Below are 19,040 nucleotides of genomic sequence, written 5' to 3' on the forward strand. Positions count from 1 at the left end.
GGTCAGGCGGCTGCCAGCACTGATTCGGCCACCGGAAGTACTGCAAGCTTCGGCGCTGCAACCTTCGGTGCCAGGATGCTGAACCGGTAGTCGCGCTGGAGCGGGTCCACCTGGACGGGCAGGTGACGGGTGCGCGCGCAGCCACGGAGCTCCTCCATGGCCTGGGGTTCCACGTCGGCGAGGGTCATGTCCAGTTCCAGAGCCAGCCCGGGGACCAGGGAGTCCGCGCGCTTCATCACGTCGTACAGGCCCTGAATGCTTTGAATAGTTACGTGGCCCTGGGTCTTAACCTGAGCCTTGGCGCCGTCGAGGTCAACGCTGACCAGCACCCGCAGCTTCTCGTTCACTAAGTTTTCTCCCCGTTTTAGAAAGGGCCACCACGCTGTGGCCCCCGACAACGATAGACGAATGTGACGCGGGTAACAAGTCCAGGGGCTGGGAGGCGCCGTCGGGACCTCCCATGACCGGTGGCCGCCCGGGTGTGGTGGCAACATGGGCAGGATTTGGCTGCCGTGCGGAAATGCCGATGGCGGCACCGCCGGCAACGAGGGCGCCGGCGGTGCCGCCATCCAGGCAGTCAACTGTCCGCCGCTCAGCGCGACGGGGCAGCTCCCCTCGCGCGCGGGTCGCGGGAAAGCAGAATCGCCAAAGCGATCATGGCCAGGCCAAGAAGCAGGTGGAGCCAGTTGTCAGCACTGTTGACCGGGACAAAGTTGGCGGCGCTGTCGTGGTCGACCAGCAGGCCGTACAGCCACAGAACGAGGTAAACGACGCCGCCGTAGAGCAGGAAGTTCCTGGACCCGCTGTGGGACCGGGCCATCGCCAGTCCCGCTGCTCCAAACAGCAGGTGGACGATGTTGTGCAGCACGGAAACCTGGAAGATGCCCAGGAGCAGGGCTTCGGAGCCGTGCCCTGCGAAGCTCAGGGAATCGTAGTTGCTGGTGATCCCGGGAATGAAGCCGAGGACGCCGACGAGCAGGAAAACTGCTCCTACGCCCTGTGCGGCCTTTTGCAAGTTGGTTGTGCGTCCGGTGGTCCTGTTTGTGGTCGCCAATGTGGTGGCCTTTCTGCTCTCCGGTGCGGGTCTGCTGCTACTGGTGAACCAGTGCGCCACAATAATAAGCATGCTTACGATGAAATGGTAAGCAGGCTTGCTAAATTGTGACCGGAAGGCAATCTCGCTACGTCACCGCCGTCGCATTGGCGGGCGAACCGGTGGCCCCGGTGATGTTCAGCGGCTTGATGGTGACGAACGCATCCCAGGAGCCGGCCGCCCTGAGGTGCCGGCTGAGCGGGCCGAGCTGCCAGAGTTCTCCCAGGGGCAGGCCGAGCTTGGCGAGGAGCTGCTGGTGCATCATGCCGTGATCGTTCGGGGCCGTGTCCCGGAACGGGCTCGTGGGGACCGCCGGCAGGCATTCGACGGCGAAGTTGTCCGCGGCGATGACAGCGAGTCGGTTATCCCAGGCCCAGGCAACGAACTCGGATGATTGTTCGATGCCGCTGGCCCGCCGGCTGTCACGGAGGCTCTCCTTGTCCTCTGCCGGCAGTGAGAGGAACCATTCGCACCACCCTGTGTGCAGCATGAGGATGTCCCCGGGCCGGAGGGACACGGACTGCGCTGCGGCGGCGGCCTGGACCAGCGCGAGGCCCAGCGGCTGCCCGGCCGCGTGGTCGATCGGCGTGCCCTGTTCCCGGCAGTAGCCATCGAGGTCCACCAGGATGCCGCGGCCGACGATGGGCTGCTCGGCCCACGTCTGGATGCCGAGGTCGGCGGTCCCTTCCCGGATGCGGTCGTCGGGCGTGCCGTTGTAGAAGCCCACATCGTCTGCCCGGCGGTGCCGGAGGCCGTCGATCTGGCTGGAGCCCTGGAGGTAGTACCCGTCGAGGTAGTCGTCGCGGTGGGCAGGGTGCGCCGAGTAGATCGTGTGCCGGGGAGCCCGCCGTTTCAGGGACATGCCGGGGTCGAAGGCGTCGGCGGGGTAGTCGAGGCCGAAGGCGGTGCCGGTCCGGATGCAGCCGGCGGCTTCCCTGACGGCGTCCGGGCCGATGAAGGACGGGGTGCCGCGTCCGGCGTCGGGAAACAGGCCCCACGAGGTCCCCGAGAGGTGCCCATCCCGTTCCAGCAGGGACTTGTACGAGGGGTAGGTGGTGTCGGATTCCGTCGCGGTCATGGGGTACGGGCTTCCTGCTGCCGCTGGTCTTGTTTTGCCGGCTGCTTGTAGCTGAGCAGGAAGCCGGTGATGGCGCAGATGGACGCGGCGATGCAGGCCGGGACCTTGACGCCCTCATTCAGGGCTGCCAGCCACTCGCCCTGGCCAGTGACCAGGGCGAGGGCCTGCCCGGCAACGAACACGATGCCGGCGATGAGCAGTAGGGCCAGGCTGGCCACGAAGACGGAGTTGACGGTGCGTCGTAGCTTCTGCATTTCCATGCTTCCTAGAGGGGAACGCCGATGGGGAGAACGCCGACGGCGATCAGCACGCCGATGGCCAGCAGGGGCAGGGCGTAGAGGGTGAACAGGCGGGCAAAGGTCTTGATCGGGTCGACGTCGGCGATGCCGCAGGCAACGTACAAGGGGGCACCTCCCGGCGGGACCGCGGCCTCGCAGGAGGAGAAGACCAGCACGGCCACTGCCGCCGTGGTGGCAGGCACGCCGGCGGCTACCAGTGTGGCCACGCCGACGGTTCCGACGGCGGCCATGGTCGCCGTCGCGGACAGGGGCGCGGCGACGGCGATGACGATCAGCCCGATCAGGACGGCCAGCAGCCACAGCGGCAGCTGGAGCTCGTTCAGCAGTGCCGTCATCTGTTTGGGCAGGCCGGTTGCGGCCAGGGCGTTGGCGCCGGCGAACGCGAACACCACCGTGACGCCCACGACGCCGAAGCGCGGGGCGGACTGCTGCAGGAAGTCCCAGTATGCCTTCGGGCCGCGCGGCAGCCGCTTCCGGCCCAGGATGGCCCCGGTGATGATGAGGATCACCGGGATCCAGACGATGACGCTGACCGCTTTGGTCACGTCCGCGCCGGCCCAGTCCGTCAGGGCTGCGGCGATGGCACCGGAGGTGATGATCAGGGGGATGGCCACCACGGCGAACAGGAGCAGGGTGGCCCAGCCATGGCTGAACGCCCGCCGGATGGGCGTCCGGTGGGCGTGGTCCAGGGGCGCCATGCCGCTTTTGCGGATGAGCACGTAGGTGATGATCAGGCGGTGCAGGAAGCACCAGAGCCCGCCCAGCAGCAGGGGAAGGACAAGGTCGTTGACCTGCAGCAGCGGGCCGACGGTGGCGGATCCTACGAGGACGAACATGGAGGCACTGAACGGAAAAGTAATGCCCATTCCGGCGTTCCCGGCCACGAGCGTGGCCGCCGACGGCTTGTCGAGCCGGGACTTTTCCATCCAGGGGATGGTCACCGAGCCCACGGTCGCCGCGATCGCGGCCTGGTTGTGGACCACACCGCCCAGGCCGGCCGACGCGACCGTGGAGACCCAGGCCGGGCCGCCCTTGACGCCGCCGATCAGGGAGTTCAACAGGTCGATGAGCCGGTCCAGCACGCCCGTCCGCTCCAGCAGGTACCCCATGAAAACAAACGCCATGGTGGCGTAGACGATCTCATCGGTGATGGCGTCGTAGAACGAGCTCCAGCCCACCTGTGCGGCGGCCCCGGTGAACGGAAGGACAACGAGGAACCCCAGGAGCATGGCTTCGCCGACGCTGCGCTTGATGACAGTCGTCCAGAGCAGGATGACGGCCAGGTAGGCTCCCAGCGCCCAGATGCCGGTCATCGGGCTGCTCCTTCGGGCTGTTTGTTGGTTTCGGGGTTCATCGTTGACTCCCTGTTCATTGATTCTGCCTCATGCGCGGTCAGCGCAGGGCTGCCTCCGGTGCCGGGATTGCGGCGATCCGGGCCAGGGCGGCCGCCGAGGCTTCCGTCATTTCCGCCGGGGCGCCGAGCTCTGCAAGATAGCTGGCGGTGTCCTGCATTTCCCGGGACCTGCGCACGGCGTGCTTGGCCGTTCCGGTGAGGAACCTGTCGATGACGGCCTGGCCGTCGCCAGCGAGCTGACGCGCGATCTGCTCCCGGATCCAGTCTTCCAGCCCTGCTGCCCGGCCGGCAGTGACGGCTTCGACAACAACCGACGCCAGACCCTTCATCAGTACGCTGCGCAGCAGCTTGTGGGACATAGCCGCCCCCGGCCCGCCGTCGGCAATTTCGATGTCGGGCCCCAACGGCGTCAGCAGCTGTGCCACCGCAGCCGAACCGGGACCGCTGACCATGAGCGGCGTCTTGACTCCAAGGGCGGCGACGGGGCCGAGGATCGCGACGTCGGCGAACAGCGCCTGGCTGGGCAGCTGGCCGAGTTCCTCCATGACAGTGGGGGAGGAGGAGGTGAGGTCCGCGTAGGTGCTGCCGGCCGGAAGCACCGGCAGGCAGTCCTCGGCGACGCTGCGGGCGGCGGCGGCGCCGGTGAGCACCAGGACAATCTCCGCGTCCCGGCAGGCTTCGGCGGCGGTGGCCGCCCGGGTGATTCCCGGCGGGGTGGACGGGGCCACCGGGTCGAAGCCGGTGACCTGGTGGCCGGCGGCAGCCAGGGCTTCGGCGTAGGCAGCTCCTGCTTCGCCCAGGCCGATGATGGTGCACTTTGTCATGGGAGGTCTTTCCTTACTCCTGGCCGCGCGCGGCGATGATCGACGCGCGGCGGTTGGTCTCGTCTGCGAAAACTGCTTCTGCGGCGTCCGCCACGGCCGCGGCCTGCTCACGGGGGATGACGACGACGCCGTCGGAGTCGCCGATGATGATGTCGCCCGGCAGGACCGGAACGCCGCCGAAGGCGACCGGACCGCCGATTCGGTGCGGCCCGTTCTTGTACGGGCCTGCCGGGGTGACCGCACGGGCGAAGACCGGCATGCCGATTTCGCCCAGGGCCTCGGCATCGCGGGCAGCGCCGTCAAGGGCGAAGCCGGCGATGCCGAGGTTGATGGCACGCTCGCCGATCAGCTCGCCCAGCAGGGCGCGGGACTCGTCGCCGCCGCCGGAGACCACGATGACGTCGCCCGGCTTGGCCTGCTTCAGGGCCTCGTGGATGCCCTGGTTGTCGCCGGGGCGGGTCCAGACAGTGAAGGCCGGTCCGGCGATTTTCGCCCCGGGCCAGATCGCCTGGATCGCTGAGTCGGCGACGCCCAGCCGGTCCATGGCGTCACCGATGTTCGCGGCGGGCAGCTTGGCCAGCCGCTCGACCAGTTCCTGGTCCGGGCGGATGAAGGAGGTGTCCTGAAGGGCGGGGGTGGTCATGGCAAGTCTTCCCTGGTGGTGTTGGTGTGGGCTGGGACGGGCGGGGGAGCGTTCGGGCTAGTCCTTCTTCTGGGCTAGTCCTTCTTCTGAACCAGCGGCAGGACCTTCTTGAAGTCCCCCTCCTGGCCGGCCCAGAACGTCTCGTAGTCCTTGCCGGAGAGGTAGCTGGTCTGCAGGCCGAGGTCGTTCATCTTCTTGACGACCTCCGGGTCCTCGATGGCCTTCTGGAGCGCGGCCTCGAGCTTCTTGGCAACGGCGTCCGGCAGGCCGGCGGGGGCGGAGTAGCCGCGGGCGGTGCCGGCCTCGACGTCGTACCCGCTTTCCTTGAACGTGGGCACGTCCGGCAGCGACGGGGACCGCTCGGCGGTCATGACGCCAAGGACACGGGCCTTGTTCTGCTTGGTCAGGTCGGTCACGTCACTGACGTTCGCCACCAGGATGTCCACGTGCTTGCCCAGGAATGCCGTGGTGGCCTGGGAGGCGCCCTCGGAGAAGTGGACCGGGGCGAACTCGGCGCCCGTGGTCTCCTGGATCTGGGCCATCGCGAAGTGCTCGCCGGTCTGCAGGCCGGTGGTGCTCGCGGTCATGGATTTCGGCTTGGCCTTGGCCGCATCGAGGAGTTCCTTGAGGGTCTTGTACGGGCTGTCCGGCTGGACGGCAATGACGGCGGGGTCAATGACCTGGCGGCCGAGCGGCTGGAAGCTGCTGCGCGTGTACTTCGCACCGCGCGCCGGGTCCAGCGGGGATACGACGACGGACGGGGAACCGGTGGCGCCGATGGTGTAGCCGTCGGGCTTGGCGCTGGTGAGCTGGGTGTAGCCGATCTGGCCGCCGGCGCCCGGCTTGTTGATGACCTCGACGTTGGTGCCAAGCTCCTTTTCCAGGACGGGCTGGACGAGGCGTGCTGCGGTGTCCACGGCGCCGCCCGAGGAGAACGCGACGATGAGCTCAATGCTCTTGCCCTTCCTGGGGAAGTCGTCCCCGGAGGCGGCGTTTGTGCCGGCGTTGGCGCCGCATCCGGTTAGGGCGAGCAGGGCGGCTCCGGCGAGGGCCGCGGTTACTTTCTTGCGTGACAGGTTCTTGGGTGACAAGGGTCTTCTCCTTCGAAGAGGCTGGTTGTTTTGTAGGTTGGGGACGGTTTAGGTTTCGGGGTCGTCGTCCATCAGCGCCTTGGGCTTGCGGAGCTTCAGCAGCGGGCTGCAGATGATCAGCGCGCCGAGGATGATCAGGACCATGGAGATCGGGCGGTTGAGGAAGATGCCGAAGTCGCCCTGGGAGATTTCCAGTGATTCGCGCAGCGACCGTTCCATGAGCGGGCCCAGGACCAGGGTGAGGACCATGGGGGCCAGCGGGATCTCCAGGTGCCGCAGGGCCAGGCCCAGCAGGCCGAAGCCGATCATGACGAAGACGTCGAAGACGCTGAAGTTGATGGTGTAGGCGCCGATGACCATGAAGAGCAGGATCAGTGCGGTCAGGATGGAGGACGGCACCCGCAGGATCGAGGTCCAGAGCCCCACCAGGGGAACGTTCAGCAGCACCAGCAGCAGGTTGCCAATGAAGAGGCTTGCGATGATCGCCCAGGCAATTTCGGAGTGCTCGGTGAACAGCGTCGGCCCCGGGGTCAGGCCCTGTTGCAGGAAGGCCCCCATGAGGACAGCGATGGTCGGCGAAGCCGGGATTCCGAGGGTGAACAGGGGGATGAGTGCCGCGTTGGCGTGCGAGTTGTTGGCTGTTTCCGGCCCGGCGACACCCTCGACGGCCCCGCTACCGAGCTCGTTGCGGTACTTGGAGAACTTCTTCTCGGCACCGTAGGAGAGCAGGGAGGCGACCGATCCGGTCATGCCGGGGATCAGGCCAAGCCCGAAGCCGATGCCGGTTCCGCGGGCCATGGCCGGCGCGCTGCGGCGCCATTCCTTGCCCGTGGGCAGCAGCGAACGGAAGCCGGGGGCGTGCACCACCGTCGACTCGCCCTTGCGGTAGGAGAGGATCTCGGACAGGCCGAAGACACCCACGATGACGGCCACGAAGCTCACGCCGTCCAGGAGCCGGTCCACGCCGAACGTAAACCTCGGGGCTCCCGCGACGGGGTCGATGCCAACCATGGAGATCAGCAGGCCCAGGGCCCCGGAGATCAGGGCCTTGACCATGGACTTTCCTGCCAGCGCCACCAGCAGGGAGATGCCGACGACCATGAGGGCGAAGAACTCCGGCGGGCCGACCAGTAGGCCGAGCTCGCCCAGTGGTTTGGCGGCGGCCACGAGTCCGAGCGTGGCGATGGTGCCGCCGACGAAGGAACCGATGGCGGCGATGGTCAAGGCAGCGCCGGCCTTGCCGATCTTGGTCATGGCGTGGCCGTCGATGGTGGTGATCGCCGATGCCGCCTCACCCGGCGTGTTCAGCAGCACGCTCGTGATGGTTCCCCCGTAGGCAGTGCCGTAGAAGATGGCGCAGAGCATGATGATCGAGCCGGTGGCGTCCATGTTCAGCGTGAGCGGAATAAGCAGGGCAACGCCTGCCACGGGGCCGATGCCCGGCAGCACGCCGATGACTGTGCCGAGCAGGCAGCCCAGGAACGCGAAGATGAGGTTCTGCCACGTCAGCGCGGCCGCGAAACCGTTCAGCAGTTCATTGAGGGTGTCCATGTCTAGAGTCCGATCAGGTTCAGGACGGTAATGGATGAGACGGGCAGGGCCACGTTCAGTCCGTAGTTGAAGGCGTAGAAGGCTCCGACGCTTCCGGCCAAAGCGGTCAGCAGAGAGGACAGCCAGCTCCTCTTTCCCCGGATCTTCAGGTGGTACATCAGGAAGAGGAACATGCTCAGCTGGAAGCCGAGCAGGTCCATCACCGCGGCCAGCACCAGCAGGCTGACGACGACGGCTGTCACCAGTCCGCGGTCGGCACCCTCACCGGCGGCGCTGGGTTTCTTGAGCTCCTGCAACAGCCACAGCACCGACATCGACGCGAGCAGCGCGCCCATGGCGAACGGGAACAGTCCGGGCCCGGGTCCCAGGGAAGTCCAGAGGCCGAGACCCACCGAACTAACCAGTACGTAGGCGCCCAGTGCCGCGAAGGCGGTGATCCCTGCCAGAACGCTGCGCGCTGGCCTCGCCCGGGCAGGGGTCTGGGTCATGGTCGACTCCGTTGTCATTCGAAATGCCTTCCAATTGCTTTCATAGAATGAAAGTCTCTTACATCAGAAGAAATAGTGACACGGCCCACAGGTGCTGTCAAGCGGAGGGAATGAAGGCAGAAGTTACATAGAATGAAAGAATGACGGTCACCAATGCCCAGCCTGGCACTGCGGCGGACGACGGCGGCAAGCCCTCCAACATGCGCTCGCTGTCCCGCGCGATGGAAGTGTTCGCGGAACTGCAGCGGGCCGACCGGCCGCAGCGGCTCAGCGACCTGGCGCGGAACTGCGGCATGAGCCTGCCCACGACGCTGCGCATCCTGCGGGTCCTGCAGGACTTCGGCATGGTCAGCCAGACGGACAAGACGTACCGGATCGGACCGGCCGTCCTGCCCGCGGCACGCAGCTACATTGAAAACGACCCCCTGGTGACCGCGTCCCGCCCCGTGCTCCAGCAGGTGGCGGCGCAGACTGGAATGACCGCGTCCCTGTACACCCGCCTGGGCTTTGAACGCATCCTGGTGGTCCGCGTCGACGGCGACGCCCCGCTGCGGTATGACATGCCCCTGGGCAAGCGGCTGCCCCTCACCGTTGGTGCTGCCGGCAAGATCCTGCTGGCCGGTGCCCCGGACGAACACCTCGAGGGTGTGGTGCAGGGAGCGGTGGTGGCCGGGCACGAAAAGCCCGACTTCAGCCTGGCCGAGCTCAAGGCCCGCCTGCCCGAACCCGGAACGGACTACGCCTACTCGGCCGACGAGCGTGCCACCGGAGTGCTCTCAGTCGCTGTGGCCATCAGCAGGTCCGGGCTGCCCAGCGAATCAATCGCGCTGACCAGCCCCGTGGAGGCAGCCACCGAGGACGGGCTGAAGGCAGGGGTCCCCGAACTGCGGCGCGCTGCGGCCCGGCTTGCCGAACTGCTGGAGGGAACCGTCTACTAGGGACGGGAAAGGCGGGAGTCTTCATGGCAGGAATGCCGCCGGCCACGGTGGAGGTGAGTCCCGCCGTCGTCCATGCCCTCATCCGGGACCAGCGGCCCGACCTCGCCGGCCGCTCCCTGGAGCGGGTCGCGAACGGCTGGGACAACGCGACATTCCGGCTCGGTGCGGACCTGGCGGTCAGGCTGCCCCGCCGCGAGGAGGCCGTGCCGCTGGTCCTGCATGAGCAGCGGTACCTTCCCGGCATCGCCGGCCGTTCGCCGGTCCCGGTTCCCGTACCCGTCCACGCCGGCTGGCCGACGCCGGACTTTCCCTGGCCGTGGAGCATCGTGCGGTGGGTCCACGGCGCTCCTGCTGCCGACGCCGGTCCGGCGGACCGCGACCACGCCGCTGACGGCCTGGCCGCCTTTCTCCTGTCCCTGCACGTTCCCGCGGAAGCGGACGTCCCGGTGAATCCCGTCCGCGGGGTGCCGCTGGCGGACAGGGACGCGGTGCTGCTGGAAAGGCTCGCTGACCGGGAACGCTACTCCGACGCCGCCGGGTTGAAGGCGGTGTGGGGCGAAGCCCGTGCGGCCGCAGCCTGGGACGGTCCGGCAATGATGCTCCACGGGGACCTGCATCCGGCCAACATCCTGCTGGCAGCCGACGGGTCACTGGCTGGCGTGATCGATTTCGGCGATGTCGGGGCCGGGGATCCGGCAGTGGATCTCGCCGTCGGCTGGTTGATGTTCGACGCCGGGACGCGCCAGCGCTTCAGGGGCGCCTTTGGCTCCTCGGTGGACAGTGCCACCTGGGTCCGTGCCCGCGGCTGGGCACTCGTCCTGTCGACCGCGATGGTGAGCAACTCCGACGACAACCCACGGATGTTCTCGGTGGGGGAATTCGGGATTCGGCAGGTCCTGGAAGCCTGAGGGCACGCCGGGCGGCAATGTATAGGCCGGGCCGTGACGCGTAGGGTGGGCGCATGGACACCGGCCGGAACGAGGGATCCGCATGGACAGACGGACCTCTGATCCTTGGCGTGCCATGGGAGCCGCCCCGGCGGTTGATTGCCGGCGCTGCTGGCCTCGCCGATGGGCTGGGCGTGCACCTCATCTGCGCTTTCGTGGACCCCTCCGGCTACCTGGCTGAATTCGAACCTGCACGGTCGCGCACGGCCAGCTCCATCGACCCCAACACCAACAGTGAAGCGCTGTTCCCGGCCGCTGACGTGCGGTCCTCGATTGAAGCCGTCCTGGGCGCCCCTGGTGAGACGTGGTCCCTTCGGGTGCTCAACGGTTCCGTCCCGGATGCCCTGGCCCGGCTGGCCGACAGCACCGGAGCCTCGGCAATCGTTGTCGGAGGTCCCCGCCACGGCGCCCGGGCGCGTTTCAACCGGATGCTTGAGCAGTCCGTGTCTGCCCGGCTTATGGGCATCCAGCGCCGACCCGTGGTTGTCATCCCGGAGGTGTAGCCGGGCGCCGCCTCGTTCACCTGGGCTTTAAGCTGGCCTGTTAAAATCCGGACCACGATCCGCTGACGTGAAGGAGATCCCGATGGCACAGTCCTCCAACCCAATGGTGCCCGGCGAAGACTGGTGGGTCCGGGAAAACCTGCGCCAGGCGATCGACGACCTCGTGGAATCGGGGTACACGGTCAGCGGCGGGCAGGGCGAGGACCCCGAGCTGATCGACCCGGGCGGATCCGCGGTGGAGACGTGGCGGGAGGACTATCCGTATGCGGAGCGGATGACCCGCCGGGAGTACGAGATGGAGAAGTACCTGCTGCAGATCGAGCTGCTGAAATTCCAGTACTGGGGCCAGGACAACGGGCTCAAGAACGTGATCGTGTTCGAGGGCAGGGACGCGGCCGGCAAGGGAGGGACGATCAAGCGCTTCACCGAGCACCTGGATCCCCGGTCGGCCAGGACCGTGGCGCTCGGCAAGCCCTCCGACCGGGAACAGGGGCAGTGGTATTTCCAGCGCTACGTCCAGCACCTTCCGACGGCGGGCGAGATCGTGATGTTCGACCGCTCCTGGTACAACCGCGCCAACGTGGAAAAGGTCATGGGCTTCTGCACGGACGAGGAGTACCGCAGCTTCATGTGGCAGGTCCCGGAGTTCGAGCGGATGCTGGTGGACTCCGGAATCCACCTGAACAAGTTCTGGTTCTCCGTGACCCGCCGCGAGCAGCGCACGCGCTTCGCCATCCGCCAGATCGACCCCGTCCGGCGATGGAAGCTCTCGCCCATGGACCTGGCTTCACTCGACAGGTGGGATGACTACACCGACGCCAAGGAGCAGACGTTCCTGCGCACCGACACGGACGACGCGCCGTGGATCACCATCAAATCCAACGACAAGAAACGCGGCCGGATCAACGCCCTGCGCTTCTTCCTCAACCAGTTCGACTACGAGGGCAAGGACACTTCCGTGGTGTACGAACCCGACCCGCTCATCGTGCGGCGGGGCCGAGAAGCGGTGGGCGACTGATCCTGCGTCTCTATTATTCGTCGTCAGGCGGGGAATCCCCGCCAGCCGCCTTGCCGCCTGCGCGCCATCCCGGCAGGGCGGCATCCAGCGCGTCTGTCCGATCAGGGGTGAGGTCGCCGTGGCGGAACTTGTACCGCTGGCTGCGCAGCCAGCCGCCGAGTTCCTTTTCCGGCCCGGCCACGCCGGGGGTGGTGCGGGGACAGGGGTGTCCCGCAGCCCGGTACGCGGCCAGTTGCTGCAGATGGTTCTGCCACTGCTGCTCCTCCCTGACCTCCCGGGGCCTGCGGCGCCAGTCGGGCAGGACGGACAGGCCTGCGGCGATGATCGGATGCAGGATGCCGGCGTCCGCGTCGCGGCGGCGGCGCCGCAGCCACTGGGCCAGTTCCCGCTCCGCCTTGTCCTCGGCGTTGCGGGACGGGTAGCGGCCCGTTGCGTCGACCATGGCCAGCAGCTGATACAGGCGCTTGAGGCCTGGTGCCGCGTAGCTTGTTCCGGCGGCAGTTGCTGCGCGGTGTTCGGTTTTCAGGGCGGGATCGGCGGCCTTGACTGCCGCAAGGTGGGCCGCGACGGCGGAGGCCTTGACCCGGGCCAGTTCGGCGATCTTCTTCCGGGACATGCCCTTGCGGTACATCAGGGTCCACTCCGGATGCGCATCCCCTGGCGTCTCGAGAGGGCCGGCGTGTTCCTGGTCCACCATGGTCATGACGTTCTGCAGGGCAGTTTGGCGCGGATCCGCACCCCGGGTGTAAGGGGAACCATGGGCAAAGGATAGCCAGAGGAGTCCGCTGCCCGGCCGGGTGTCCCTACTTTTCACCCAACGTTCATCCAGGGAAGCACAGCCGGAGCGGTGCTGGGGTTGGGCGGCGGGTGCCCCCGGTGTCCGGCTACTTACCGGCCACGCGCGACGTCGAGTCACGGATCACGAGCTCGGGTTCGACGACGTAATGCCGGGCAGGTTCTCCGGTCAGGATCTGGTGGTGGAGCATCTTGAACGTGGCGATGCCCAGTGCCTGGAAGTCGAGCTTCATGGTGGTCAGCGGCGGCGAGAAGTAGGCGGCGGCAGGCATGTCGTCCACCCCGACGATGGAAAAGTCCCGGGGCGCCCGGAGTCCGCGTTTCTCCATGGCACTCATGAAGCCGAGGGCAATCTCGTCATTCGCGGCGAAAACAGCCGTGAACGTGCCGGACTCTGCGGCTTCGCCTGCCTGGTATCCGGCGTCCGAGGACCAGTCCTTGGCGACATCGAGCACCTGGGGGTTAAGGCCGGCGCTCTGCATGGCATCACGGTAGCCGCGCTCACGCTCCCGGGCTTCATTGCGGGTGGAGGGTCCGGCCACATGCAGGATGTCACGGTGTCCCAGTCCGATGAGGTGGCGGGTCGCCTCCCAGCCGGCCGCGTGCGAATGCGTGCCTGCTGAGCCTTCGTCGGAGGACGGAAGCTCCGAAACCGTGATCAGCGGCGTCGACTGGTCCCAGCCGGCGAGCAGCTTGTCGACGCCGGGCAGCGGTGTGGAAACAACTACCCCGTCGACCTGGATGGACTTGAAATGCGCCAGTGCCCGCCGAGCCTCGGCTTCCCAGTTCTTTGCCTCAAAGTCGAGATTCAGCGCGGCAATCGTGAGGGTGAAATCGGCCTCGCGGGCCGCAAATCCCAATCCCGTCAGCACGCCCGCGCTTCCGTAGACAAAGGCGCCCATGGTCAGTACGCCCACTGAGTTCGTCCGGCTGGTGCGAAGGGCCCGGGCAGACTGGTTGGGCACATACCCCAGTTCCTCGATGGCGGCGGTGATCCGCTCGCGCGTCTCGGCGCGGACGTAACCGACGCCCGTGAAGTAGCGCGACACCGTCTGGGTGGAGACGTTGGCCAGCCTGCCGACGTCGGCCATGCTGGGACGCGCTCCCGCCTTCGATCTCGTCATGTCCGCCTTTCTTCGCAGCAGTCTGCACCCTATGTGGTCCCAAGGTAAGTTTACGATCACTCATGTCTCAACTGCGCGGATTTGTCTTTTTTGAAGGAATATTGGTCAACCGGTTGACGTGAGTTATCGTAAACCCCCATACTCCTTATGGGCTAGGTCACACATCTTCGGCCGAGACGGCAGTGACGAAAGCACCCTCAACTGAAACCTACGAAAGGACGCGACGATGCGTTTGCTTGCCAAAGGCGCTGTTGCTCTGACCGCCATTGCCGTTCTGGCTGGCTGCTCCGCCGGAGCCGGCTCCTCTGCTTCCGGCAAGACCCAACTCGACTGGTGGGTGATCAACCCGGCCTCCCCGACTGCGGCTGCGGCCCAGGACAAGATCATCAAGGATTTCGAAGCGGCAAATCCGGACATCACCATCAAGAAGACCAACCGCGCCGTTGACGCGCACAAGGACGCGCTGCGGACCTCCATCGGCACCTCCGCCGCTCCCGACATCTACGACTTCTGGGCAGGGCCAGGCCTCGGCGGCGAGCTGGTCAAGAACGGCGCCAGCGCTGACCTCAGCAGCGAGTACACCCAGTACAAGTGGCCGGAGCGTTTCACCGAGGCTGCACTTGGGCCGGCCAAGCAGTATGGCGGCTACCACGGCGTTCCGTGGAAGCTCAACGGCGAAGCCCTGTACTACAACAAGGCCCTGTTCGAAAGGGCCGGCATCACCAAGCTGCCGACGACCATCGACGAGCTGAACGACGCCGCCGCCAAGCTCAAGGACGCCGGCATCACCCCGATCGAGTTCGGCGGCACCGTCAACTGGCACGTCATGCGCCTGCTGGACACCTTCCTTGAGGGCTACTGCGGCTCCGAGACGTTCGACAAGCTGGTCACCAACAAGGCCAACTGGGGTCAGGAGGAATGCGTCACCAAGTCCTTCACCAACCTCCAGAAATGGTCCAAGGACTACTTCAACACCGGCTTCATCGGCATCAACAACGACGAGTCGTCCGCCCTGTTCTTCAGCGGCAAGGCCGCCATGGCACTCGAGGGCGACTGGTTCAACGCCCAGATCAAGGACAACGCCAAGGCCGAAGACTTCGGTGTGTTCCCCCTGCCCACCGGGACCGGGCGCATGTACGGCTTTGAGCAGGCCATGTACATCACCAAGGACAGCAAGCACAAGGATGCCGCGGCCAAGTTCCTGGACTTCATGATGTCCACTTCGGTCCAGCAGGAAACCCTGGGCCAGTTCTCCACCCAGTCGGTGAACAAGGAAGTCAAGCCCGCGGCCTCGGACGAACTGAGCAAGTCCTGGAACGGCATCTTCGAGAACGCCAAGGGCCTGTACATGAACAACGACCAGAACCTCACCCAGGCCCAGACCACTGAGTACTGGCGGATCCAGAACCTGGTTGCAACCGGAGGCCTGGACCCGGCCAACGCCGGCGCGGAATTCCAGAAGTTCCTCGATTCGAGCAAGTAGCTCGTTCGCTGAAGGGCGGGACTGCGCCCCGCACGCGGCCCGCCCTTCAGCACCCCTGCCCTTCAGCCCACTGACCGATCCACAGATCAAAGGCGACCTACTCTTGTCTAAGCTCACAGCCACGCGCCTGGAGACACTACCGGGCCCCGTTACGCGGCAACCATCAAAGAAGCCGCTCCTGAAGCGCATCGCCGGCGGCGGCTTCGTCGCAGCCCTGCCCTTCCTCGCTCCCGCCCTGGCAGCCTACGTTGTCTTCGTCATCGGCCCGATGGTCAGCGCCGTGCGCCTGAGCCTCTTCGAGTGGTCCGGCTTCAACGCGGACCCGCAAGTATTCGTCGGCTTCAAGAACTACGTCCGGCTCTTCACCGCCGATCCGGTGTTCTGGACCGCCATGCAGAACACGATCGTCTGGGTTCTGCTCTCCCTGGTGATCCCCACCAGCCTCGGCCTGGTGATGGCCCTGGCACTGAACCGGCCCATCTTCGGCCGGAACCTGTTCCGCTCCGTCTTCTACATTCCCGGCGTCCTGGCGCCGATCGCCATCGCCAACATGTGGCGCTGGATGTACAACCCGAACTACGGCGTCTTCTCCGAACTCGCCAGGGCGTGGCACATCGGTGACGGCTCGGGCGTCACGTTCCTCAGCGACCCCAAGGTGGCCATCTACGCAATCTTCGCCGCCTTCGTCTGGCAGATCGCGGGCCTGAACATGGTCCTCTTCCTCGCCGGCCTGCAAAGCGTCTCCAAGGAACTGGTCGAATCGGCCCGCCTGGACGGGGCTAACAACTGGAAAGTCTTCCGGCACGTGACGTTCCCGGCCCTCCGGCCCACCGTCGTCGTCGTTCTGGTGCTGACCATCGTCCACTCCATCAAGGTCTTCGACCTCGTGGTCGGCATGACCGGCGGCGGCCCGGCCCAGTCCTCGCAGGTGCTGGCCCTGTGGTCCTACTCCCAGTCCTTCCTGCAGCACGACTTCGGCATGGGCAACGCGGTGGCCACGGTGCTGCTGGGCATCACCCTTGTCCTTGTCATCCCCTACCTGATCTGGTCCACCAAAGGAAACGAAGACTGATGAGCACCCTCACTCTCGGGCGCGCAAAGCACGCCGACGGGACCGCCCGTCCACGCCGCAACGTCGACTACGTCAGGATCGGCCTCTGGCTCGCCCTGGCCGTGACCATGGTCATCTGGGCCATGCCCCTGATCTTCGTGATCTTCACGTCCCTGAAGTCAGAAGCCGCCATCTTCTCCACCTCGTCCTTCGCGTTCCCCGGCTCGCCTGAATGGCAGAACTACACCGAGGCGCTGGAGACCGGCAACCTCCTCACCGCCGGCGGCAACAGCCTCCTCATCGCAGCGATCAAGGTCCCCCTGGGCCTGCTGTTCTCCGCCGCTGCGGCCTTCGGCCTGTCCCGGATCCGCTTCAAGCACAGCAAGCTGCTGCTCGGAGCCTTCGCGCTTGGTTCCATGGTGCCCATCCAGGTGGCCCTCGGCCCGCTGTTCAAGACCATCCTGGACATGGGCCTGCTCAATCACCCGCTCGGCGTGATCCTGCCCTACATCGGCTTCGGACTGCCCATCCAGGTCTTCATCCTGCACGGCTTCTTCAGCGCCGTGCCGAAAGAGATCGACGAGAGCGTCCGCGTAGACGGCGGCGGCAACTGGCGGCTGTTCTGGCAGATCATCCTGCCCCTGTCCAAGCCGGCCCTGGCTGCCCTGTTCATCCTGGACTTCGTGGCCACCTGGAACGAATACGCGATCGCCCTTGTCATCCTCCAGGACCAGGCCGCGCAGACCATCCCGCTGGCCATCCAGGGCTTCCAGTCCCAGTTCACCAGCTCCTACGGCCCGCTGAACGCCTTCACCATCATGTCCATCCTGCCCGTGATGATCGTCTACCTGCTGTTCCAGCGCTACTTCGTCCAGGGCATGTTCACCGGCGCCGTCAAGGGCTGACCGGCCCTTCCGGTCCCCACCATCCTCCACCCCACTTTCACCGCAGAAAGGCCACCATGGCGACCTTTACCGCACAGACCCCGCTGTTCGATGTCATGCGCGACCCCGCAGGGCACGAGATCCTGGCCAGCCACGTCCCCGACCTGGCAGCCAACCCCCTGCTGCACACGCTCTACCACTACCAGCTCGGCCTGATCCTCGGCACCGAGGAATCCCTGCGCAACGACCCCCAGAAGAGGGCGGAGATCCTCGCCAAGATCGAGGCGCTGGACCCCGTACCTGCCGGCCAGGACCGCTCCGTGCGGGACATCGAGCGGCCCTCCGGTTACGAACCGGACTCCGTCGAAACCGGCAGCGCCGCCGCCGAGTATCCGGCCGAGGCCCGCAAATGGCAGCGCTTCGAGCTCACCCTCCAGGGTTCCTCGCACGGCAACCCGTTCACCGACGTGGACCTTCACGCGACCTTCAGCAGCGGCGACCGGACCCTGCGAGTTCCGGGTTTCTACGACGGGAACGGCACCTACCGCATCCGTCTGCTGGTGCCCGCGGAGGGCGGCTGGTCCTTCACCACGGAAAGCAACGCCCGCTCATTGGACCAGATCACGGGTTCGTTTACAGCGGCAGGCACCGAACCGGCGTCGCGCGGTGTGGTCCGGGTAGCGGATAAGTTCCACTTTGCTTACGACGACGGCACCCCCTACCTGCCGGTCGGCACCACCTCCTACGTCTGGACGCACCAGGGCAATGAGCTCGAGGAACAGACGCTCGCGTCCCTGAAATCGGGACCGTTCAACAAGATGCGCATGTGCGTCTTCCCCAAGTCCTACCTGTTCAACGAAAACGAACCCGGGATCTACCCCTACGAGGGATCCCTGCAGGAGGGCTTCGACTACACCCGCCCGAATCCTGCCTACTACCACCACCTGGAACGGCGCATCAGCCAGCTCGAAGAGCTGGGCGTCGAAGCCGACCTGATCCTCTTCCATGCCTACGACCGGTGGGGCTTCTCCACCATGAACGCCGCGGCCGACGACCTCTACGTCAAGTACGTCACCGCCCGCCTGGCCTCGCACCGGAACATCTGGTGGTCCCTGGCCAACGAATACGACCTCATGTTCGAGAAGACCACCGAGGACTGGGAACGCTTCGCGGCCATCGTGCAGGAGAACGACCCGAACCAGCACCTGCTCTCCATCCACAACTGCCGTGAGTTCTACGACCACAGCCGGCCCTGGGTCACGCACTGCAGCATCCAGCGGCGGGACATCTACAAGACCGCCGAGATGACCACCGAATGGCGCGAGCAGTACGGCAAGCCGGTCGTCATCGACGAATGCGCCTACGAGGGCAACATCGACCAGGGCTGGGGCAATATCACCGGCGAGGAAATGACCCGGCGGTTCTGGGAAGGCGCCATCCGCGGAGGCTATGTGGGCCACGGCGAAACCTACGTCCACCCGGAGGACATCCTCTGGTGGGCCAAGGGCGGCGAGCTTCGCGGAACCAGCCCGGACCGGATCGGCTTCCTGCGCCGCATCCTCGAGGAAAGCCCCGGCGGGCACCTCGAACCGCTGCGCGGCCACTGGGACGTCCCCAGTGCAGGCATCAAGGACCGGTACGAACTGATCTACTTCGGGTTCAACCAGCCCACGTACCGCCGGTTCGTCAAGCCTCAGGACCAGACGTTCGAGATCGACGTCATCGACACCTGGAACATGACCGTGGAAACCCTCCCCGGCACGTTCTCCGGGCGGTTTAGGATCGAGCTGCCGGGCAGGCAGTTCGTGGCCGTGCGGCTGCGCGCCGTCTGACCGTTCCACCCGATGGCCGGGGGCAGGTTCTCCTGTCCCCGGCC

Annotated in this window: 20 protein-coding genes; 8 read left to right on the forward strand and 12 right to left on the reverse strand. The window is 66.3% G+C overall.

What is annotated here, in order from left to right; translation table 11 throughout:
- Window positions 1–2: 2 nt before the first annotated feature.
- From ACFTR6_RS05370 to ACFTR6_RS05415, 10 genes are all read right to left on the reverse strand, one after another.
- Entirely contained in the window at window positions 3–347 is a 345-nt protein-coding gene (locus ACFTR6_RS05370) for a hypothetical protein (RefSeq protein ID WP_076800062.1), read from the reverse strand.
- A 245-nt stretch (window positions 348–592) separates the two neighbouring features.
- Complete coding sequence (locus ACFTR6_RS05375; RefSeq protein ID WP_377957140.1) at window positions 593–1,054, reverse strand: DUF4383 domain-containing protein; 462 nt, start codon at window positions 1,052–1,054, stop codon at window positions 593–595.
- 127 nt (window positions 1,055–1,181) lie between these two features.
- Window positions 1,182–2,171, reverse strand: a complete 990-nt coding sequence (locus ACFTR6_RS05380; protein WP_076800066.1) for a cyclase family protein — start codon at window positions 2,169–2,171, stop codon at window positions 1,182–1,184.
- Window positions 2,168–2,431, reverse strand: a complete 264-nt coding sequence (locus tag ACFTR6_RS05385) for a hypothetical protein (protein WP_335633062.1) — start codon at window positions 2,429–2,431, stop codon at window positions 2,168–2,170. The genes ACFTR6_RS05380 and ACFTR6_RS05385 overlap by 4 nt, the downstream gene beginning before the upstream one ends.
- Window positions 2,432–2,436: 5 nt before the next feature.
- Entirely contained in the window at window positions 2,437–3,783 is a 1,347-nt protein-coding gene (locus tag ACFTR6_RS05390) for a TRAP transporter large permease subunit (RefSeq protein ID WP_076800067.1), read from the reverse strand.
- Between the two features lie 79 nt (window positions 3,784–3,862).
- A complete protein-coding gene (locus tag ACFTR6_RS05395; protein WP_377957141.1) occupies window positions 3,863–4,648 on the reverse strand; it encodes a DUF1932 domain-containing protein in 786 nt (261 codons plus the stop codon).
- A gap of 13 nt (window positions 4,649–4,661) precedes the next feature.
- Window positions 4,662–5,291: an RraA family protein gene (locus ACFTR6_RS05400; protein WP_076800071.1), complete on the reverse strand. Its 630-nt coding sequence runs from the start codon at window positions 5,289–5,291 to the stop codon at window positions 4,662–4,664.
- Window positions 5,292–5,365: 74 nt separating this feature from the next.
- Window positions 5,366–6,367: a tripartite tricarboxylate transporter substrate binding protein gene (locus ACFTR6_RS05405; protein ID WP_377957198.1), complete on the reverse strand. Its 1,002-nt coding sequence runs from the start codon at window positions 6,365–6,367 to the stop codon at window positions 5,366–5,368.
- Window positions 6,368–6,430: 63 nt separating this feature from the next.
- Complete coding sequence (locus tag ACFTR6_RS05410; RefSeq protein WP_377957142.1) at window positions 6,431–7,933, reverse strand: tripartite tricarboxylate transporter permease; 1,503 nt, start codon at window positions 7,931–7,933, stop codon at window positions 6,431–6,433.
- Window positions 7,934–7,935: 2 nt separating this feature from the next.
- Window positions 7,936–8,439 carry a tripartite tricarboxylate transporter TctB family protein gene (locus ACFTR6_RS05415; protein ID WP_377957143.1) on the reverse strand — a complete coding sequence of 168 codons (504 nt, stop codon included), beginning with the start codon at window positions 8,437–8,439 and terminating at the stop codon, window positions 7,936–7,938.
- A 122-nt stretch (window positions 8,440–8,561) separates the two neighbouring features.
- On the opposite strand from ACFTR6_RS05415, the gene ACFTR6_RS05420 reads away from it, so the two are divergent.
- The 4 genes from ACFTR6_RS05420 (at window position 8,562) to ppk2 (ending at window position 11,827) form a co-directional block, all read left to right on the forward strand.
- On the forward strand, window positions 8,562–9,359 hold the full coding sequence (locus tag ACFTR6_RS05420) for an IclR family transcriptional regulator (protein ID WP_377957144.1): 798 nt from the start codon (window positions 8,562–8,564) through the stop codon (window positions 9,357–9,359).
- A gap of 23 nt (window positions 9,360–9,382) precedes the next feature.
- The gene (locus ACFTR6_RS05425) at window positions 9,383–10,267 is read left to right on the forward strand and encodes an aminoglycoside phosphotransferase family protein (RefSeq protein ID WP_377957145.1); all 885 of its coding nucleotides are present in this window, start codon (window positions 9,383–9,385) and stop codon (window positions 10,265–10,267) included.
- Window positions 10,268–10,320: 53 nt separating this feature from the next.
- Window positions 10,321–10,809 (forward strand): universal stress protein, encoded by a 489-nt coding sequence (locus ACFTR6_RS05430; RefSeq protein WP_377957146.1) that lies wholly within the window; start codon window positions 10,321–10,323, stop codon window positions 10,807–10,809.
- Window positions 10,810–10,891: 82 nt separating this feature from the next.
- Window positions 10,892–11,827 (forward strand): polyphosphate kinase 2, encoded by a 936-nt coding sequence (gene ppk2, locus ACFTR6_RS05435; RefSeq protein ID WP_377957147.1) that lies wholly within the window; start codon window positions 10,892–10,894, stop codon window positions 11,825–11,827.
- Window positions 11,828–11,840: 13 nt separating this feature from the next.
- Here the strand turns inward: ppk2 and ACFTR6_RS05440 are convergent, their stop codons facing one another.
- A complete protein-coding gene (locus tag ACFTR6_RS05440; protein WP_377957148.1) occupies window positions 11,841–12,641 on the reverse strand; it encodes a helicase associated domain-containing protein in 801 nt (266 codons plus the stop codon).
- Window positions 12,642–12,711: 70 nt separating this feature from the next.
- A complete protein-coding gene (locus ACFTR6_RS05445) occupies window positions 12,712–13,746 on the reverse strand; it encodes a LacI family DNA-binding transcriptional regulator (RefSeq protein ID WP_076800083.1) in 1,035 nt (344 codons plus the stop codon).
- 226 nt (window positions 13,747–13,972) lie between these two features.
- Between ACFTR6_RS05445 and ACFTR6_RS05450 the strand changes: the two genes are divergently transcribed.
- The 4 genes from ACFTR6_RS05450 to ACFTR6_RS05465 all read left to right on the forward strand — a co-directional run bounded on the left by ACFTR6_RS05450 (window position 13,973) and on the right by ACFTR6_RS05465 (window position 18,996).
- Window positions 13,973–15,229 (forward strand): ABC transporter substrate-binding protein, encoded by a 1,257-nt coding sequence (locus tag ACFTR6_RS05450; protein WP_377957149.1) that lies wholly within the window; start codon window positions 13,973–13,975, stop codon window positions 15,227–15,229.
- Window positions 15,230–15,332: 103 nt separating this feature from the next.
- On the forward strand, window positions 15,333–16,301 hold the full coding sequence (locus ACFTR6_RS05455; RefSeq protein ID WP_236782951.1) for a carbohydrate ABC transporter permease: 969 nt from the start codon (window positions 15,333–15,335) through the stop codon (window positions 16,299–16,301).
- Window positions 16,301–17,185 carry a carbohydrate ABC transporter permease gene (locus ACFTR6_RS05460; RefSeq protein WP_076800087.1) on the forward strand — a complete coding sequence of 295 codons (885 nt, stop codon included), beginning with the start codon at window positions 16,301–16,303 and terminating at the stop codon, window positions 17,183–17,185. The genes ACFTR6_RS05455 and ACFTR6_RS05460 overlap by 1 nt, the downstream gene beginning before the upstream one ends.
- Before the next feature lie 56 nt (window positions 17,186–17,241).
- Window positions 17,242–18,996: a DUF5605 domain-containing protein gene (locus ACFTR6_RS05465; RefSeq protein WP_377957150.1), complete on the forward strand. Its 1,755-nt coding sequence runs from the start codon at window positions 17,242–17,244 to the stop codon at window positions 18,994–18,996.
- Window positions 18,997–19,040: the final 44 nt, after the last annotated feature.

The organism is Arthrobacter sp. NPDC057009 (assembly GCF_042673905.1).
Taxonomy (GTDB): Bacteria; Actinomycetota; Actinomycetes; order Actinomycetales; family Micrococcaceae; genus Arthrobacter.

Bases quoted from the DNA above. Each gene is read 5' to 3' on its own strand.
- ACFTR6_RS05380 (WP_076800066.1), bottom strand. From the start codon at position 2,171: ATGACCGCGACGGAATCCGACACCACCTACCCCTCGTACAAGTCCCTG.
- ACFTR6_RS05385 (WP_335633062.1), bottom strand. From the start codon at position 2,431: ATGGAAATGCAGAAGCTACGACGCACCGTCAACTCCGTCTTCGTGGCC.
- ACFTR6_RS05390 (WP_076800067.1), bottom strand. From the start codon at position 3,783: ATGACCGGCATCTGGGCGCTGGGAGCCTACCTGGCCGTCATCCTGCTC.
- ACFTR6_RS05395 (WP_377957141.1), bottom strand. From the start codon at position 4,648: ATGACAAAGTGCACCATCATCGGCCTGGGCGAAGCAGGAGCTGCCTAC.
- ACFTR6_RS05400 (WP_076800071.1), bottom strand. From the start codon at position 5,291: ATGACCACCCCCGCCCTTCAGGACACCTCCTTCATCCGCCCGGACCAG.
- ACFTR6_RS05410 (WP_377957142.1), bottom strand. From the start codon at position 7,933: ATGGACACCCTCAATGAACTGCTGAACGGTTTCGCGGCCGCGCTGACG.
- ACFTR6_RS05415 (WP_377957143.1), bottom strand. From the start codon at position 8,439: ATGACAACGGAGTCGACCATGACCCAGACCCCTGCCCGGGCGAGGCCA.
- ACFTR6_RS05420 (WP_377957144.1), top strand. From the start codon at position 8,562: ATGACGGTCACCAATGCCCAGCCTGGCACTGCGGCGGACGACGGCGGC.
- ACFTR6_RS05425 (WP_377957145.1), top strand. From the start codon at position 9,383: ATGGCAGGAATGCCGCCGGCCACGGTGGAGGTGAGTCCCGCCGTCGTC.
- ACFTR6_RS05430 (WP_377957146.1), top strand. From the start codon at position 10,321: ATGGACACCGGCCGGAACGAGGGATCCGCATGGACAGACGGACCTCTG.
- ppk2 (WP_377957147.1), top strand. From the start codon at position 10,892: ATGGCACAGTCCTCCAACCCAATGGTGCCCGGCGAAGACTGGTGGGTC.
- ACFTR6_RS05445 (WP_076800083.1), bottom strand. From the start codon at position 13,746: ATGACGAGATCGAAGGCGGGAGCGCGTCCCAGCATGGCCGACGTCGGC.
- ACFTR6_RS05450 (WP_377957149.1), top strand. From the start codon at position 13,973: ATGCGTTTGCTTGCCAAAGGCGCTGTTGCTCTGACCGCCATTGCCGTT.
- ACFTR6_RS05460 (WP_076800087.1), top strand. From the start codon at position 16,301: ATGAGCACCCTCACTCTCGGGCGCGCAAAGCACGCCGACGGGACCGCC.
- ACFTR6_RS05465 (WP_377957150.1), top strand. From the start codon at position 17,242: ATGGCGACCTTTACCGCACAGACCCCGCTGTTCGATGTCATGCGCGAC.